The organism is Novipirellula artificiosorum, from assembly GCF_007860135.1.
GTDB lineage: Bacteria > Planctomycetota > Planctomycetia > Pirellulales > Pirellulaceae > Novipirellula_A > Novipirellula_A artificiosorum.
Map to the genome: position 1 here is coordinate 143,534 of NZ_SJPV01000014.1, position 16,490 is coordinate 160,023.

Consider the following 16,490-nt stretch of genomic DNA (forward strand, 5'->3'; position numbering starts at 1 on the left):
TCTCATTTTGACGGCGCAATACCGATTGTAGCAAACCATTTCACTCCGTACGGTATCATCAGCACTTCCACTCTCCATTGAGGGTCTCGGTGGGTTTTGGCATTTAGAATGACGCAACGAAAAACAAAACAAAAACGCACGGTCGAGCTGGACACAATCGTCGTCAAGGGTGCGAGGGAGCACAACCTGAAAAACGTCGACATCGAGCTGCCCAAAAAGCGGTTGATCGTCTTCACGGGCGTATCGGGATCAGGCAAGTCCTCACTTGCGTTCGACACGATCTTCGCCGAAGGGCAGCGACGTTACGTGGAGTCGCTCTCTGCGTACGCACGCCAGTTCATCGGCCAGATGGAGAAGCCACGCTTCGATATGATCCGAGGGCTGTCCCCGACCATCTCCATCGACCAAAAGACCGCCAGCCGCAATCCACGTTCCACGGTGGGGACGATCACCGAGATCGCCGACTACCTCCGCGTGCTCTACGCGCGCATCGGCGAGCAGTTCTGTTTGGACTGTGGCAATCCAGTTGGCCGGGGAAACGCTCAGGATATGGTCAATCAGATTCTAGGTCTTCCGCAGCAGACGAAGATCATGCTGCTCGCACCGGTCGTCGAGAATCGTAAGGGAGAACATCGCGATCGACTCAAAGAACTGCGGAGCGATGGATTCACGCGTGTGCGCATCGACGGGGTGATCCAGTCGCTCGGGGACGTGCAAAAATTACCAAAGCAGAAGAAGCACACCATCGAGATCGTGATGGATCGGCTGATTCTCAAACCCGGCAAGGATTTCAAACGCCGCTTGACCGATTCGGTGGAGCAATGTCTCAAGTTTGGCCAAGGACGGTTGCTCGTTCATGTGCCGCAGCGCGAGGATATCGCACTGAGCGAGGCACGCACCTGCTGCGGCCGGGCCTACCCTGCCCTGGCGCCCACCCTGTTTTCCTTCAACTCGCCGCAGGGCATGTGTCCGGATTGCAACGGGATCGGAAACCGCGTGACCATGGATCCCAATCGAATCGTTCCCGACAAATCTCTCTCGATCCGAGCAGGTGCAGTTGTGCCATGGTCGGGCTACGTCAAACGGGGTGGCGCCAGATCGTGGGGAGGTCGGCAGTTGGCGGCCATGCAGCAGCAGTGGGGCTTCGACTTCGATCGGCCCTGGTCCAAAATGCCCAAGCGGCAACGGGACATCATTCTTCACGGCGGCGGCAATCGTGAATTGAAGGTCAAATGGGACTCTGAGAAGATCCAAGCCAACGTGAGTCTGACGTGGGAGGGTGTCGTGCCGATGATGATGCGGCGATACCAGCAGACCCAGTCCGAGCATCAGAAGAAGTACTACGCTGGCTTTTTGGCGGAGCAGACATGCGCGACCTGCAACGGAGCTCGGCTTAAGCCGGAGGTGGTCGGCGTACACGTCGGCAGCAAGTCCATCGTCGAGGTTTCGGAGATGACCATCGGAGAGGCCCATGATTTCCTTTCGGGTCTTGCCCTGGCCGGAAATCAGCGTCTGATCGGCGAAGAGTTACTCAAGGAAATCGGAAACCGTCTTCGTTTTCTGATGAACGTCGGATTGGATTACCTGAGCCTCTCGCGGAAAGGCCCGACACTATCGGGCGGCGAGTCTCAACGCATCCGTTTGGCGTCGCAAGTGGGCTCGGAGTTAACCGGCGTTCTCTACATCCTGGATGAGCCTTCCATTGGCCTCCACCAGCGCGACAATATCCGGCTGCTCGAAACACTCCGTCACCTCCGCGACATCGGTAACACGCTAATTGTCATCGAGCACGATCGGGAAACGATGGAGTCCGCGGACTGGATCGTCGACATCGGCCCCGGCGCCGGTCTGCTGGGTGGACAAATCATCGCCGAGGGAACGCCCGCCGCGATCCGACGCAATCCGCGATCGGTGACCGGACGCTACCTGGCCGGCAAGGAGGACATTCCCTGCCCAGCCCAGCGGCGGCAGCCCGGTCCCGAGGAACCATCGTGGATTACCGTCCACGGAGCACGGCAGAACAACTTGGCCGATATCACGGTCCCCATTCCTCTGGGACTCCTGGTGGCCGTGACCGGGGTCTCCGGCGCCGGAAAATCGACCTTGATCAACCAGGTTCTCTACCCGGCGTTAGCCCGTCACCTGCACCGCTCGGATCAAGAGGTAGGGGATCACGACGGAATCGAAGGGCTGGAACATATCGACAAGGTGATCAACATCGACCAGGCCCCTATCGGACGCACGCCGCGGAGCAATCCCGCAACCTACACGAAAGTCTTTGATCACATCCGCGATCTCTTCGCCCTCTTACCAGCGTCCAAAATGGGCGGATTCAAGAAAGGCCGCTTCTCCTTCAATGTGAAAGGCGGACGGTGCGAAGCGTGCAAGGGGGATGGTTTCGTCCGGGTCGAGATGCACTTCCTGGCCGACGTCTACGTCCCCTGCGAAACCTGCAAAGGGAAACGATTCAATGATGCAACCCTTGAGGTGCGCTACAAAGATCACTCCATCGCCCAAGTATTGGAACTCTCGGTGCGACAGGCCCGTGACCTGTTCACGAACCAGCCCAAGATCGCCGCGACCCTCGACACGCTGCTCGATGTGGGACTCGGCTACATCAAGCTTGGCCAATCCGCCATCACCCTCTCCGGTGGCGAAGCGCAGCGCATCAAACTCGCTCGCGAGTTGGCTCGGCGCGACACCGGCCGCACACTTTACATCCTCGACGAGCCCACCACCGGTCTCCATTTCCAGGACATACGCATGCTGCTGGCGGTGCTGGATCGACTGGTCGCGGCTGGAAACTCGGCCATCGTGATCGAGCATAATCTCGACGTGATCAAGACCGCGGACTGGATCATCGACCTCGGACCGGAAGGAGGCCATGCCGGCGGGCGCATCGTGGCCCAAGGGACACCGGAGCAAGTCACCAAGATCAAGTCGAGTTACACTGGACGATTCCTCCAGGATATCCTGAAGGGCCGACGTTGAACTCTTTTGCCGATTGGAACAACGGGTACCAAGATAGATAGGCGTAAACGAATACAATCGGGAGAAACACGCCGATTTCGCTAGGCATCCACCACCATTGATCAATCAAGGAATCTCATGCGAAGCTGTCGTCCGTTGTTGACACTTGCCGTGCTGGTCTTCGGTTGCTGCGGCTGTAAAGAGAATCTGTTCCGCGCCGATGACGCGTCCGATGCGTCGAGTGCCGAAGCGGTGGCCGCAACGAAGACAGGACCGATCGAGGGCACACCGGAAGAGGTGGCGGGCGCCGTGGCTACCGCGGCGGATCGTTCTCAGCAGCGGTTCGGCAAGCTATTTGAAGGTGTCCTCCCCGTGCTGGACCAGGCACGCGAGCGGGTAGATCTCCATGCCAGCCTACCGGACCATTCGCGACTTCCGTTCAAGGCCGACAAGCAGTCCAACTCGGCGGAGATCAACGAGCTGTTGGATCAGGCAATCGAAATTCTGGGCGTTTCGGAAGTAACCGATTATCGCCAGCGAATCCGGGATGCGAATGCGGCGATTTCAACCTCTTATGCGAACATTGCGGACTATCGACGACAAAGGATTTCGGCATCGTGGGCAAAGGACCAGAGTCAGCTGGAGAAAGTGAATCCGTTTGACCTGTCCAAGGAGGCTCTCGACGAGAGTATCGCCGACGAGACCACTGAAATTAAAACCCAACAGAAACGTCTCGTTGATTTGAAACGGTCCTTTGCCGAGGAGCTGTCAAAGATTGGAGTAGAAGTCGATCAAGAGGGTGTGGAGTCTTTGCTGTCCTCCGTCTCGGGTGACGACATCGTTACGATGGCGGTTGTTTTCGACAACATCAAGCATGTCACTGCCCAGTTGCAGCAATTGACCGAAGAGAGTGGCGAAGCACTTGACGTGTCGAAGAAATACTACGGGATGTACGTGGTGATGATCCATGTGATGGACCGCATTCAAACGACATTCGTTCGCGACATCCACGAAAAACACATCCCCAAACTCAATCAATTTGCAGCTCAGGCCGAACAGAACATCGACCAAGCCCGCGTGCTGATCAAGATTGACGGCGGCGACGCAAAATTGCTCGAAGCGAATATTGTGTCAAATCAATTGACTCGCAAAACTGCGAATCTGTACATCGAGTACCTGCAGCGAAATGCGGAGGTGATCGCGGCTGAGAACAAACGGGCCCAGAAGAATCTGGCCACGGCCATGAACACGTACAATACCGTCAAGCTGTCGAGCGACGTCGCGGCGTTGATGAACACGGGGCGACGTGACTTCGAAGCCTTGATGAAGCTGCAGGTCCCGGCTCTTCGCGAATTCAACAATGCTGCGATCCGCAAAGAGTTTCAAAGGATGACGTCGGAACTACGCTCTGGTGGGTGACCAGAGCCTCTGCATGATGCGTCGCAACGTGAGCCAATGAATGCTTCACGGGACACTCGGCAACCCTGTTGGAAAGGACACGAAAGTTGCGTTTCCTTGGTCGAGGCTGTACGATCACACTTACACGGGGAGGCAACTCCCAAGCACACACCACCACCGGAGAAAAGTTGTCATGGGATCTTCAGGTTTTCAACGATGCCAAGCCGCGCATCGGTCTGCAAGATTGTTGTCTCTTTTCACGCTAACACTGCTGACGACGTTGCTAGCCGTTGGATGCGACCGGCAGACCGATTCTGACGTCGCGAGCCGAGAATTGGAGAACGTTCCGCCGGCGGCAGCCGATCTGGTCGGGTCGACGGTCTCCTCCGCCGAAGAAGGAGCGGAAGCAACGGCGACGGTCCCAAACTTGCCCACGCGTCAATCGGACACGCCCCCGGCGAAGCTCGGAATCGGCGACCCCAGCCCCAGTTTGCACCTTGCAAAATGGATCAAGGGGGAACCGGTCGAGTCAACGCTTTCAGGCAAGGTGCACGTCGTTGAGTTTTGGGCGACGTGGTGTGGACCGTGTCGCGCAGGAATGCCTCACATTAGTGCATTGCAATCTGAATTTAGTGACGAGGTCGCATTCATCGGGGTCACGCGCGAAAATGAGTCGACCGTGACCGGATTCCTGGAGGACAGCGACCAGTGGCAAATCGCAAGATTTGGAACTTGCACTGAAGGCTGCTCAAAGAGCGTCTGAAATCCGCGCAGACAAGGATGCGTCGATTCTGGATACCCTCGCCCGCTGCCATTACGAGCTCGATCATCTCGAGGAAGCGATCAAGTGGCAGCAATTGGCGGTCGAGCAGGGTGATGGGAATAAACAGATCCAAGACACCCTGCAAAACTACTTGGACGAAGCTGAGAAATCGAAGCCCAAAGTGGAAGCCAACGAAGAGACCGAATCTTCGAATGAGAAGGAATCGGAATCCGAGGAAAGCAAAGGCTGAGAATCCTGGGTAGAGGAATCAATGGTAGATCGAGAACCGATAGACGGGATGGTTCGCCACGTCGGCATCCATCGGGTTGCCACAACCGGTTTCGCAATTCCCACACAATTGCTCGTCCTGATAGGTGCATTGTTTGTCGCTACGCCGCCGGCGATTCACGCCGGTGACTCTCCAGCCACCACGGCGATTTCCCGCCAGATCCAACTCGAAGGCCCCGACCACACGAAAGTGATGGAGACCGATGTGGTCCAGGTTCTCGATGCCAGAGGAGATCCAAGTGAGTATTTCATGGATGTCGATTCCGTCGTGTGTGCGGATGCCAGATGTGAAATCATCACGGTTCGTATCCATTTCGACCCTCTGGGAAATTACGAGCGGTACGAAATCCCGTCGGGCGGCAACTTGACCAAAGGTGGGCACAAACCCTTTTCGATTGCCGACCATAAGCGTTTGCATCAAATTCTCTCCGACCCCTACTCACAGCTGAAGTCGATTGGGTGGGGCGATATCACCCTCCCCAAGAGCACTACGGAAGCGGGCTCCGATGTCGACGCAATTTCCGGCCCCACCTTGTTGTCCAAGCGAAATACCGTCGTTGTTGGGGCGGCCTACACCTGTCTCACACTTTGGCATTGGAGTCATGGTCAAGTCGCAAAGGTGATTCGCGAAATGACCCTTCGCGCCAGTGATAAGCAGGACTTGATCCGATACTTACAAAGCGAAAATGAGCAGTATGTCGTCTTTGCGGCAGATCAACTGCGAATACAGGGTTGGTTTGACACGGACACCCTTGCGGCTGTCGTCCATGTCATGCGATACGGCGACGCGAACTTGACCGGTCCCGCGTTGACCTTCTTGGCAGAGGCATCAAGCGAGACCGGTGTCGATTATTTCTTTCGCTGCTGTGAAGAGAAATGCTTGGTGACAGACCCGGGCAAGAGGATCCGGTTTCTTGAGAAATTGAGAGAGACCACTCTTGACCTGCCCCACGGTTATCTTGACCGACTCACGGGCTGGCTCAGTAGAGCGGAAAGCCACTACGAAGTCCATTTGCTATTGAGTCTTATGGAGCGGGGGAATGTGTTTTCCGATCGAGCGTTCAGCGAAGCAATGTCACTGCTTGAAAGTCAAGATTCTCTCGTGGTGCGTCGCAGCTATCGATTTCTAAAGTCGCAAGACTTGAGCCAAACGCAGCAGAAGAAGCTAGAACCGTAGGATTATCTGGTAATCCGTTTTCGCTTGTTGTTAAAACCTTCTCCAACGCCGGATGACAACGTCCCTCCGGCTCGAAACCAGTTCAGCAGCAATTCGCGTTTCTTGCGGAGCGTCTTGGCTAAATCCTTCATCGGATCGATTTTGCTTCTCATCGCGCGCGTACACCAAGCATCAAGAAACTTACCTGCCGATGCATGACGTGAAAACGGTCCAGGATACGAATCGCGTGAGGGACCTTCTTGGCAATCACTTTCAAGTACGCCTGCCACATGTCACTGCAAACAATTGGATGTCTGTTCTCCTTCCTATTGAGGAATGCCCCAGTCAAACGGGAGGCAGGCTCTGCTGAGGAGCATCCTACCGAGAGATAACTGGGCCAGGAAGGGAAGAGTTTCGGCTCATCCGACGGAAGCGCGCGGAACCCAGACTCGAGGTTTTTTGGAGGTATGGCTCCGGTGTCCAATGATCTCTTAGAAAAGAGTCCCCGACGGACGGTCGTCCGCAGGGAACCGGTAGCACCCTTGGCGCACCGTCGACCGGGATATCCCTTGTCAAGTTGTACCTCTGCAGAGCTCCACTCCGTTTCTCCCGGCAACTGCACGATAACAAGTGAAAATAGCTCCTGCCAGCAATGATGGGACACCGGAGAGATGCCTCGAAAACCTCCTGCGCACGCTTCCGCCGGATGAGCCAGAGTTTCTCGCTGGGAAAGGGTCGAACGAGCGTGTCTTTCCGGGGTTTCTTTTTGGGCTTCGAGATGGAATGACGCTGAACACCTTCTTTCTGCCCTGAAATGCCTTAAAAAACCGGGGGATCGGAATGAAGATGGCAAAAAGCTACCCACCCATTGCGTGGGAGAGCCAAATGGTATGGATGAGCCCCTTCCGCGGAGCGCCGAGCGAGTGTTTGAGCACCGGCAAAGGCACTCCAAATCACCGATCCCGAGTGCCCCATATTCGATGGTTTTCACCCACTAATTCGTCCGAGGAGCCAAATATACAAATTGAGCCTTCGATACAGCGAAAACCAATCTTTTAAGCATGGGCGATGAATGTGGCTTAGCCAAACGGATGCATGTGACTTTGCCGCCATGGGACCAGGTATTAGGCCAAGATGTCGTTCAAGACATTGCCGTGAACATCGGTGAGGCGAAAACGGCGGCCCTGATACTTATAGGTTAAACGCTCGTGGTCGATGCCCATCAAGTGTAAAATCGTTGCATTGAAGTCATGCACATGGACGCCGTTCTCGACGACATTGTATCCAAACTCGTCGGTTACCCCGTAAGTCATTCCTGGCGCGATCCCCCCGCCTGCCATCCAGGTTGTGAAGCAGCGTGGATGATGATCTCGCCCGTAATTATCCGCGGTTAGAACGCCTTGCGTGTAGGACGTGCGCCCAAACTCACCGCCCCAAATTACAAGCGTGTCCTCGAGTAATCCCAATCGTTTGAGGTCCTTGACCAATGCTGCAGAAGCTTGATCCGTTTCTTTTGCTTGCCCTACGATTTGCTTGGGCAAGTTGGAGTGTTGGTCCCACCCTTGGTGATAGAGCTGGATGAAACGAACATCACGCTGAGCCAACCGCCGTGCGAGCAAACAGTTCGCGGCGAAGGTCCCCGGCTTTCGCGCATCATCTCCATAAAGATCGAATGTCGATTCAGGTTCGTCCGAAAAATCGGTCACCTCCGGAACGCTCGATTGCATCCGGAACGCCATCTCATATTGTGCGATCCGTGACTCAATCGCCGGATCAAGTTCCCTGGAGAATTGATGTTGGTTGAGCGAATTGATTGCATCGAACTGCCTGCGCCGACGTGATTCGGGGATACCCTCTGGATTCGACAGGTACAACACCGGATCACTGCCAGCACGGAACGGAACGCCTTGGTATTTTGAATCCAAGAAACCGTTGCCCCACAATCTCGCATATAACGGCTGACCGCCTTGCCCGGCCGACACCAAGACAATGAACGCCGGCAAATCCTCATTCTCGCTGGCCAGTCCATATGACAACCAAGCACCCAGTGACGGTCGACCGGCGATCTGTGAACCCGTTTGGAACAGGGTTATGGCTGGGTCGTGATTAATCGCTTCAGTATGCATCGACTTCATGAAACAAACGTCGTCGACGATGTCACGATGATATGGCAGCAACTCGCTTAACCAAGCGCCGGATTGGCCGTATTGCGAAAATTTGAACTTGGAACCGGCCAGCGGCAACGACGATTGGTTGACGGACATCCCGGTCAACCGTTGCTCCCCACGGACGCTTTTGGGCAATTCTTCACCGTTCCTTTCATTGAGCAATGGCTTGTAGTCGAATAAATCTTGCTGCGCCGGCCCACCGGATTGAAACAGATAGATAATTCGTTTGGCTTTGGGGGCGAAGTGTGTCTTGGCTGTTTGGGTTGTCGCACCGGCGTCTTGGACGAGCATGTTTGCCAGCGCGGCAACACCAACGCTGGATGCACTCTTCTCGAGAAAAACTCGACGATTGACCGCGAATGGGTTTGCTTGATTCATGATCGACTTCTATCGCTTCCAAATGGTTGCGTCTAAATTCAGGATGGCTTGGCAAAGAATGGTGAATGCGGCAAGTTTCGCGGGATCGACATCGGACAGAGAGGGCTTCTCGCCAAGGGCTAACACGCTTTTTGCTGCGTTGAGGTCATTCGCGTAATACGCTTGCTCCTCTTCCAACAGTCCACGAAGCACCTGGCTTTCCGTCTCGTCCGGTCGGCGGCCAGTCAGCCGAAGGAATGCGGCTTCAATTCGCTGGTCGGAATCCTCGATGGTGATCAAGTGCTCCGCCAACACGCGGGAGGCTTCGATGAACTGAACGTCGTTCAATAGAACCAAGGCCTGCAGCGGCGTATTCGTACGGGAACGTTTCACCGTACAGACTTCGCGTGTCGTTGAATCAAACGCCATCATGTTTGGGAGCGGTGCGGTGCGTTTCCAAACCGAATACAAGGATCGGCGATAGAGTGATCGCCCCACCGATTGTTGGTAGGGAGGGGACATTCCGTTGGACTCTTTCCAAAGATCCCCGCCCGGTTGATAGGGCGACACTGGCGGGCCGCCGAATTCGAGATTGAGCAATCCCGACGCCGCGAGGGCCACATCGCGAATTTGCTCGGCGGCCAAGCGATACGCGGGTCCGCGAGCAAGCAACTCATTGCTGGGATCGGCGGCGACGGTCTCTGCATCCGTCCGAGAGTCCTGCCGATAGGTTGCGGACAAGACGATTTTTTTGCAGAGTTGCTTAACGTTCCAACCGTTGCTAACAAAATCTCGAGCTAACCAATCCAGCAATTCGGGATGCGTGGGTAGATCACCTTGCGATCCGAAATTCTCGGGCGTACGAACCAGTGCCGATGCAAAGAAATTGCCCCAGAAGCGATTGACCGCGACTCTCGCGGTGAGCGGATGATTCGGGTGCGTCGCCCATTTCGCCAATCCCAAACGATTTCCCGGCGCGTCTTTAGGCAGGGGAATTGGCACGGCGGGCAACGCGTGACGATCCACTTTTGTGGAGTCGCTGGTCACAGCGTCATACTGGCCACGTGCCAACACATGAGTCTCGCGCGGCTGATCCATTTCTCGCATGACCGGAATCTCGTCCATGACCTCTTCGGCCATGACGAACTCCTTTCGAGCCTCCGTCAATTTTCGCATCGCTTCGCGAGCGTTTTCATCAATCGCCGACGCGAAGTAACTGGCGTCGACCTCCGATGGTTGGCCCGTCGCCAACTGCGAAAGCTCCGGTTGGGTCAACGACCGCAAGTAGATACGCACGTCGTCGATCAATCCCCCATCGAGCCCTCGAGCACGGAACCGCTGGCCGACGACAAACTCGCCGCCGTGATCGACCAATACATTGCAGCTTTTCTTGAGTTCATCACGCAGCACCATGGTGTCAAGCCGATTGCCGTTTAGGAACAGCGACAAGCCCGTGGCCATCGATGAACCGTCATACGTCGCGGCGACTTGGTGCCACTGGTCAACGGGGATCGGATCAACCGTGCGAATTCCGATCGCATTCCCCGGCCATACGCGATACATCCGCGACTCCAAATGCCCATTTTCGATTGTCAAATCCCAACCGTTGTAGCCGCAATCCGTTCCGCGGGTGTGATGGGCAATCAAACTACGTTCGGCGACTCGCTTGGTTTCCCGAAACGTCACGACCACACTCAAGGGCATCCAGCGATCAAACGGTTCGATTCCTCTGGTCGTCACTCCTCGCTCGCCATCTAGCTTAATGGCTTGTCGCGGCATGGATTCATCAGAATCACTTTTGTCGGCTGCGATCGCTGGATCAAGTCGGGCGACGTTCGTGTCGACCACCTCGACTAATTCGGGCATCTTGCACCAAGTCCGATCGGACTCGGACGGATGGTAGACCTCTTTCAACGAATCATCGAAACCGCGGTCAAAGCCCATTGCCAGCCGCAGATCGGGAATCGCAAGCGGTATGGGTGCTGATTGTCTCCAATGATCAAATCGCAACTTTGATTCTTGCAACGCCTGCTGGAATTCTCGTTCTGCTAACGTTACATTTTGTTTCGCTTCATCCAACGCCGTTTGCTGCTCGGGTGTTGGCAATAAGATCGATGGACATGGAACCTTCTCCGTGCGATCATACACGCCACTTTCGTCAATCGAATTGAAAAACGATGAAAGCGAATAGTAATCTCGCATCGAGATCGGATCGTACTTGTGGTCATGACAGCGACAACACTCCATCGTCAACCCCAACACCGCCGTTCCAAAAGTGTTCACGCGATCTGCCACGTTCTCGATTCGCCATTCCTCAAAAACAGCGCCGCCTTCGTTGTTCAATCGGTGAATACGATTGAATGCCGTGGCGAGCCGTTGGTCTCGCGTAGGGTCTTCGAGTAAATCGCCTGCCAATTGCCATGTGAGGAATTCGTCATAGGGCAGATTGTCGTTGAAGGCTTTGACGACCCAGTCGCGGTAGGGCCACTGAGTATTCAACTTGTCAGATTGATAGCCATAGGAATCGGCATATCGAGCAGCGTCCAGCCATGCGACTGCCATGTGTTCACCAAAGGCGGGCGACTTCAAGAAGGAATCGACCGTTTGCTCGTATGCGGATGCACCCGACTCGGCCATCGAAGTTTCAAATGCTTCTATTTGATCGGGCGTTGGCGGCAAACCGGTCAAGTCCAACGTTACCCGGCGAAGCCAACGTAGCGGCTCGGCCGGCGGGGCAGCCTTCAAGCCGGCTTCCGCAAGTTTTGCCCGCACGAAACGGTCGATCGGTTGCTCACGGCTGCCATTACCTTTCGTCTTGGGCAGTGGCACCGAATCCGGCAACGGCTCAAATGCCCAATGACCCTGGTAGGGTGCACCTGCATCAATCCAACGTTTCAGCATCGTTCGATCGGCGTCGCTCAACCCCAAATTCGATTGCGGTGGTGGCATCAACACATCGGGTTCCTCGCTGCTGACCCTTTCCATCAGGTCGCCTGACTCGATCACGTCGATCGCCCCTTCGCGCGAATCGAGTCGCAATCCCGCTTGCTGGTTTTCTGCATCCGGCCCATGACAGAAGTAGCACTTGTCCGAAAGGATCGGACGAATGTCGCGATTGAAGTTGATGTCATCTGCTTCCGCGGTACGCGACGAAATGCTGACGCAAAACAGCAAAAGGAACACAGAAACGACACGGGTGAATTGTCTCATAGGGCGGCACGGCCAAAGCGATGCGAGCTTTCGTTCAACGGTGCTTTGGCCCGCTCCCGTTAGTCGCGGGAATCGTGTTTTGATAACAGGAAACGCGTTAATCATTGGCATAGATAACTTTGGTAATTGCTCGCGAGCTTATTGATGATTCAATCGTTGCTTGACCAAAAAGGATGCCCTCACATGAAGCACCTATTTTCTTCCACAGCCGAATCGTTGTCTTGCACAAACGCGCCAGCGCCGTGTAAAATCAAGGCATGAAATCTACCAGCCTGAGAGACCGTTTTTTTCGACGTCTGGAGTCGTACGAGCAAGTGTTCGCGATGCTCGATCTGCTGCCGGGACTGTCGTTCTTCGTGAAGGATCGGCAGGGACGATTTATCGCCCTGAATCGGCGCGGCTGTGAATACTGTGGCGTACCCACCGAGGCGGAGGCAATCGGAAAGACGGATCACGACTTTTTCCCCAAGCAGCGAGCCGACGATTACCGTGCGGACGACTTGCGGGTGCTGGAGTCCGGCAAACCGATCATCGACCGTGTCGAGAGTGCACCCGAGTCAGCCGGTTCACCGCGATTGGTGATGACCAGCAAAGTTCCCTTACGCGATTCGCGTGGACAAATCATCGGTGTCGCGGGATTCTCTCGCCAAATCGAGGAAATCCGAGAACCGCGAGGAACCGTGGCGGCTTTTGCGAAAGTCATTGAGCACCTACACCAACACTTCGCTGACAACTTGGTGACGGCTGATCTGGCCGAGATGGCGGGGCTTTCCCAAAGCCAATTCGAACGCCGTTTTCGCCGCGCATTTGGAGCCTCGCCACGCCAATACTTGATGGGCATTCGCATTGAACGCGCTGCAAAAATGTTGTTGGAAACCGAGAAGACGGTTGCTGAGATTGCGTTGACATGCGGATTCTACGACCATGCACATTTCAGTCGTCGTTTCCGCTGCATCATGAACACCTCGCCAACGCAGTATCGGACTCGCGATCATGATGCATCGTCGTGACCCCCAATGGTATGTTGATTGCTTCAAGGCTCTATCTGTTGATCGGCGCGCAACGTTCCCCGTTTGTGTAGCGTTTGAGTAGGCTGCGCATGCTCTCTACTTTTTCGGGGTGTTTCGCATACAGGTTCTTCGATTGGCGTGGATCTTCCTTGAGGTTGAACAACAGGCCAGGATGCCCCGTTCCATAGGATTCAAGTCCGAAATGCTTCAAATAGTCGTTCGACTCTTTTTTCGCGGAGCCAGTTGGCGCATCGATCAGCACCCAATCTCCCTGGCGTAAGGCAAACTTCCCTGCAGAGGTGTTCTGCACCGTAGCCGTTCGCAAGGGACGAGCATAGTCTTCACCATTCAGAACTGGCAGCAGGTTATAGCTGTCGATGGCCTCGTCTTTATCCAGCGGGTGATCAATCATGGCCGCGAAAGTCGCAGCCAGGTCAACCTGGCTCACCACTTCATCAGAAACGACACCTCTCTTGACCCGGCCGGGCCAGCGCACGATGAAGGGAACACGGTGTCCGCCTTCGTAGATGTCGCGTTTCACTCCCCGAAAATCTCCGGAGCTCCATTGATCGAACTCTTCCAGCCTTTGAAAAGCATGCGTTTCAGGCCCATTGTCGGCGGAGAAAACGACCATGGTGTTTTCGGCTAAACCGCGTTCCGCCAGCGCAGCAAGCACCTTGCCGATCATGGCATCGGTTTCAACGACAAAATCACCATAGTAGCCCGCCTTCGATTTCCCGTGAAATTCCTCGTTCGGAACGATCGGGTAATGAGGCGCGTTGAATGCGAGGTAAACGAAGAATGGCTGAACATCCTTTTGCTTCGAAATCCACTCGACGGCTTTTTCGGTGATCGTCGGCAGGACATCGTAGGGATTCCAACTCTCGGCCATCGGACCCGGACGAAACGAACCGCCACCGGCCAGCGGTTGCGATTTGATAACCGGCTGGGTCGGGATGGTCAGAAACCGGTCGTTCTCGATCCAGCAATAGGGCGGGAAGTTGATCGTGCCATCGCCGAAATAGTGATCGAAGCCTCGATCGATTGGACCTCCGGGAAACCGCTTGGTCCAGTCATAAGAATCGGCTTTGACCCAGTCCTTCTTTTCCACGCCGGGCTTGCGAATCGCATCGAAATCCCAACCGAGATGCCACTTGCCGAAGCATGCCGTCCGGTAGCCGCGTTTCTTGAACATCTTGGCGATGGTGAAGTCTTCGGCCTCGAAAACGGGCCCACCGAATGCATTCACAATACCATGAAATCTCCGCCAATGATGTTGACCGGTGAGCATCGCGAAACGGCTCGGAGTACAAATGCCCGACGAGCTGTGGCCATCGGTAAACACCATGCCGTCGGACGCCAGACGATCGAGGTTCGGAGTTTGGATTTTCGATCCAGCGTCACCATAGGAAACATCCGCGACGCCCATATCATCCGCGTAAAGAACGACCACGTTGGGCCGCGGACCGGAAGCGGAAAGCTGCGGCGACAATCCCATCATCGCAAGTACCGACAGGACTAGTGCAAGTTGTTTCCTCATCGTTGGACCTCTTTGTGTTGTTGCTAGGTGCAGGCAATGTATCAATGTAGGGGTTGTGCTTGGACACACCACCCAGCGTGAATGCTTTTGGAGCGGGCACACATCCGTCTTAAATGATTGTTCGAAGGAAATTCCTCGCTTCCCGGGTGCATCAATAAGTGGTGAGTTCACGGACCGAATTCCAGAACACCTCATTGTATAGGGACTCTCATCTTCGTGGGCATCGATTGCCGTTTCGTTTCAAAGCGATCGTTGCTCAATCGAATGAACGGTCCTCACCGGCGTCTTTCTCGAGGTTGCCCATCTTCTGCACAAACAGCGACTCGTCCATGACGACTGTAGCGTCAAACAGCAGACGAACTGGACATCGCGACATTGTGGGCGATTTATCGCAATTTGCCGCTCTTAAAGTGACGCTGTCCAGCTAAATCGTTACGGTTCGTATGCTGATTTCCGGGCTAGTGCGTTGTCCAGATTAAAAATTAGAGTGAGACCGGACGGCTCACGCCGTTCCGCTACAAGTTTTAGCGGCAGGGCGCGAGCCCTTCGGTCCCTCGAACCCTAAAATTAAGGCTGTTCCGCAGAATCTGTGGGTAAGTCATTCGATGCTCGAGTGCCGAGGCTCCCGGGGCCAACTTTCCAAGCGGCAACGTACGATCGGCAAGCTGTTGCTCAATGACAACTTTTGGCATGCCATAGACCACGTAATCGCTTTGATTTCGTGCGAAGACATAGCCGCCAGCCTGTTTCAAGACTCTGCAACCTTCCAGCCCGTCACGTCCCATGCCCGTCATAATGACCGCAAGGGCATTGCCGTCGAGTGCAGCTACAGCCGAACGAAGCGTATAATCCACCGAAGGGCGAACGCCATTTTCGAGCGGATCGTCGGTCAATCGAACAAGCAACCGGTCACCGCGCGAGATCAGTTTCATTTGCTTGCCGCCAGCGGTAATGATGACCCTTCCGGCGATGGCCTCCATCTTGTCGGTCGCTTCGACCACCTCCAATTCACAGAGGGAATCGAGTCGAGTCGCCAAGGAATGTGTACGTCGGCAGCATGTGTTGAATGACGAGAACGGGGATCGGCAATTCCGCGGGCAGTTTTGGCAACACGGCCTTGAGCGCCACAGGGCCGCCCGTCGACGTTCCCAAGATCATTGCCAAGCAGGGTGAGCGGGGAGCGGGGAGCGGGTACCGTGTCGATCCGTTCCTCGACCTCCACTCGTTGCCGTGCAGTCTGCCTGCGGGGCCCGGCGTCGTCAGACGATTCACGAAAGGCAGAGAGTTTCTGCTGCAGCTCGTCTTGAAGTTGTTGCCGATTCGATTGGGAATCGTTACCGTGTGGTTTGAGTATGATATCGAAAGCTCCTTCCATCAGGGCGTCCGTGGTCACTTGTGCCCCGGCCGCCGTAAAGCTGCTGACCATGATCGCTTTGGGACGAAGTCGTCGGCGTTTGATCTCACGCAACAACTCGATGCCATTCATGTCAGGCATTTCTACATCAAGCGTTAGCAAATCGGGATCCAAACGCTCGATCTTTTCCAACGCATCGACGCCGTTCTTGGCACTGCCGACCGATTCGGCGTCTTCGACTCCGCGCAGCACATTCTGAATCGACTAGCGGTACAG

The 16,490-nt window shown here is 55.2% G+C and carries 10 protein-coding genes and 3 pseudogenes; 6 read left to right on the plus strand and 7 right to left on the minus strand.

The genetic code is table 11. From position 1 onward, the window contains the following. Nucleotides 1-108 precede the first annotated feature (108 nt). The 5 genes from uvrA to Poly41_RS27910 all read left to right on the plus strand — a co-directional run bounded on the left by uvrA (nt 109) and on the right by Poly41_RS27910 (nt 6,596). Nucleotides 109-2,991: an excinuclease ABC subunit UvrA gene (gene uvrA, locus Poly41_RS27890; RefSeq protein ID WP_146530656.1), complete on the plus strand. Its 2,883-nt coding sequence runs from the start codon at nt 109-111 to the stop codon at nt 2,989-2,991. A gap of 117 nt (nt 2,992-3,108) precedes the next feature. Continuing rightward, complete coding sequence (locus Poly41_RS27895; RefSeq protein WP_146530657.1) at nt 3,109-4,389, plus strand: hypothetical protein; 1,281 nt, start codon at nt 3,109-3,111, stop codon at nt 4,387-4,389. 226 nt (nt 4,390-4,615) lie between these two features. Next, complete coding sequence (locus Poly41_RS27900) at nt 4,616-5,131, plus strand: TlpA family protein disulfide reductase (protein ID WP_197231712.1); 516 nt, start codon at nt 4,616-4,618, stop codon at nt 5,129-5,131. Beyond that, entirely contained in the window at nt 5,094-5,381 is a 288-nt protein-coding gene (locus Poly41_RS27905; protein ID WP_146530659.1) for a hypothetical protein, read from the plus strand. The genes Poly41_RS27900 and Poly41_RS27905 overlap by 38 nt, the downstream gene beginning before the upstream one ends. Nucleotides 5,382-5,402: 21 nt before the next feature. Next, nucleotides 5,403-6,596: a hypothetical protein gene (locus Poly41_RS27910; protein WP_146530660.1), complete on the plus strand. Its 1,194-nt coding sequence runs from the start codon at nt 5,403-5,405 to the stop codon at nt 6,594-6,596. 2 nt (nt 6,597-6,598) lie between these two features. Here Poly41_RS27910 and Poly41_RS35165 read toward each other — a convergent pair whose 3' ends face one another. The 4 genes and pseudogenes from Poly41_RS35165 to Poly41_RS27925 all read right to left on the minus strand — a co-directional run bounded on the left by Poly41_RS35165 (nt 6,599) and on the right by Poly41_RS27925 (nt 12,310). Continuing rightward, nucleotides 6,599-6,748 (minus strand): transposase, encoded by a 150-nt coding sequence (locus tag Poly41_RS35165; protein ID WP_231616000.1) that lies wholly within the window; start codon nt 6,746-6,748, stop codon nt 6,599-6,601. A 41-nt stretch (nt 6,749-6,789) separates the two neighbouring features. Beyond that, nucleotides 6,790-6,879: pseudogene (locus tag Poly41_RS35810) on the minus strand (transposase); the annotation flags it as partial. Between the two features lie 820 nt (nt 6,880-7,699). Continuing rightward, nucleotides 7,700-9,121, minus strand: a complete 1,422-nt coding sequence (locus tag Poly41_RS27920; protein ID WP_146530662.1) for a DUF1501 domain-containing protein — start codon at nt 9,119-9,121, stop codon at nt 7,700-7,702. A 9-nt stretch (nt 9,122-9,130) separates the two neighbouring features. Continuing rightward, nucleotides 9,131-12,310 (minus strand): DUF1553 domain-containing protein, encoded by a 3,180-nt coding sequence (locus Poly41_RS27925; protein ID WP_146530663.1) that lies wholly within the window; start codon nt 12,308-12,310, stop codon nt 9,131-9,133. Nucleotides 12,311-12,567: 257 nt separating this feature from the next. Here Poly41_RS27925 and Poly41_RS27930 point away from each other — a divergent pair, with 257 nt between their 5' ends. Next, nucleotides 12,568-13,320, plus strand: coding sequence for an AraC family transcriptional regulator (locus Poly41_RS27930; protein ID WP_146530664.1), 753 nt, complete (start codon nt 12,568-12,570; stop codon nt 13,318-13,320). A gap of 31 nt (nt 13,321-13,351) precedes the next feature. Here the strand turns inward: Poly41_RS27930 and Poly41_RS27935 are convergent, their stop codons facing one another. The 3 genes and pseudogenes from Poly41_RS27935 to Poly41_RS35815 all read right to left on the minus strand — a co-directional run. Continuing rightward, entirely contained in the window at nt 13,352-14,860 is a 1,509-nt protein-coding gene (locus tag Poly41_RS27935; protein WP_146530665.1) for a sulfatase family protein, read from the minus strand. A gap of 524 nt (nt 14,861-15,384) precedes the next feature. Continuing rightward, nucleotides 15,385-16,018: pseudogene (locus Poly41_RS27940) on the minus strand (CheB methylesterase domain-containing protein). Between the two features lie 235 nt (nt 16,019-16,253). Beyond that, nucleotides 16,254-16,466 (minus strand): annotated as a pseudogene (locus Poly41_RS35815) (response regulator); the annotation flags it as partial. Nucleotides 16,467-16,490: the final 24 nt, after the last annotated feature.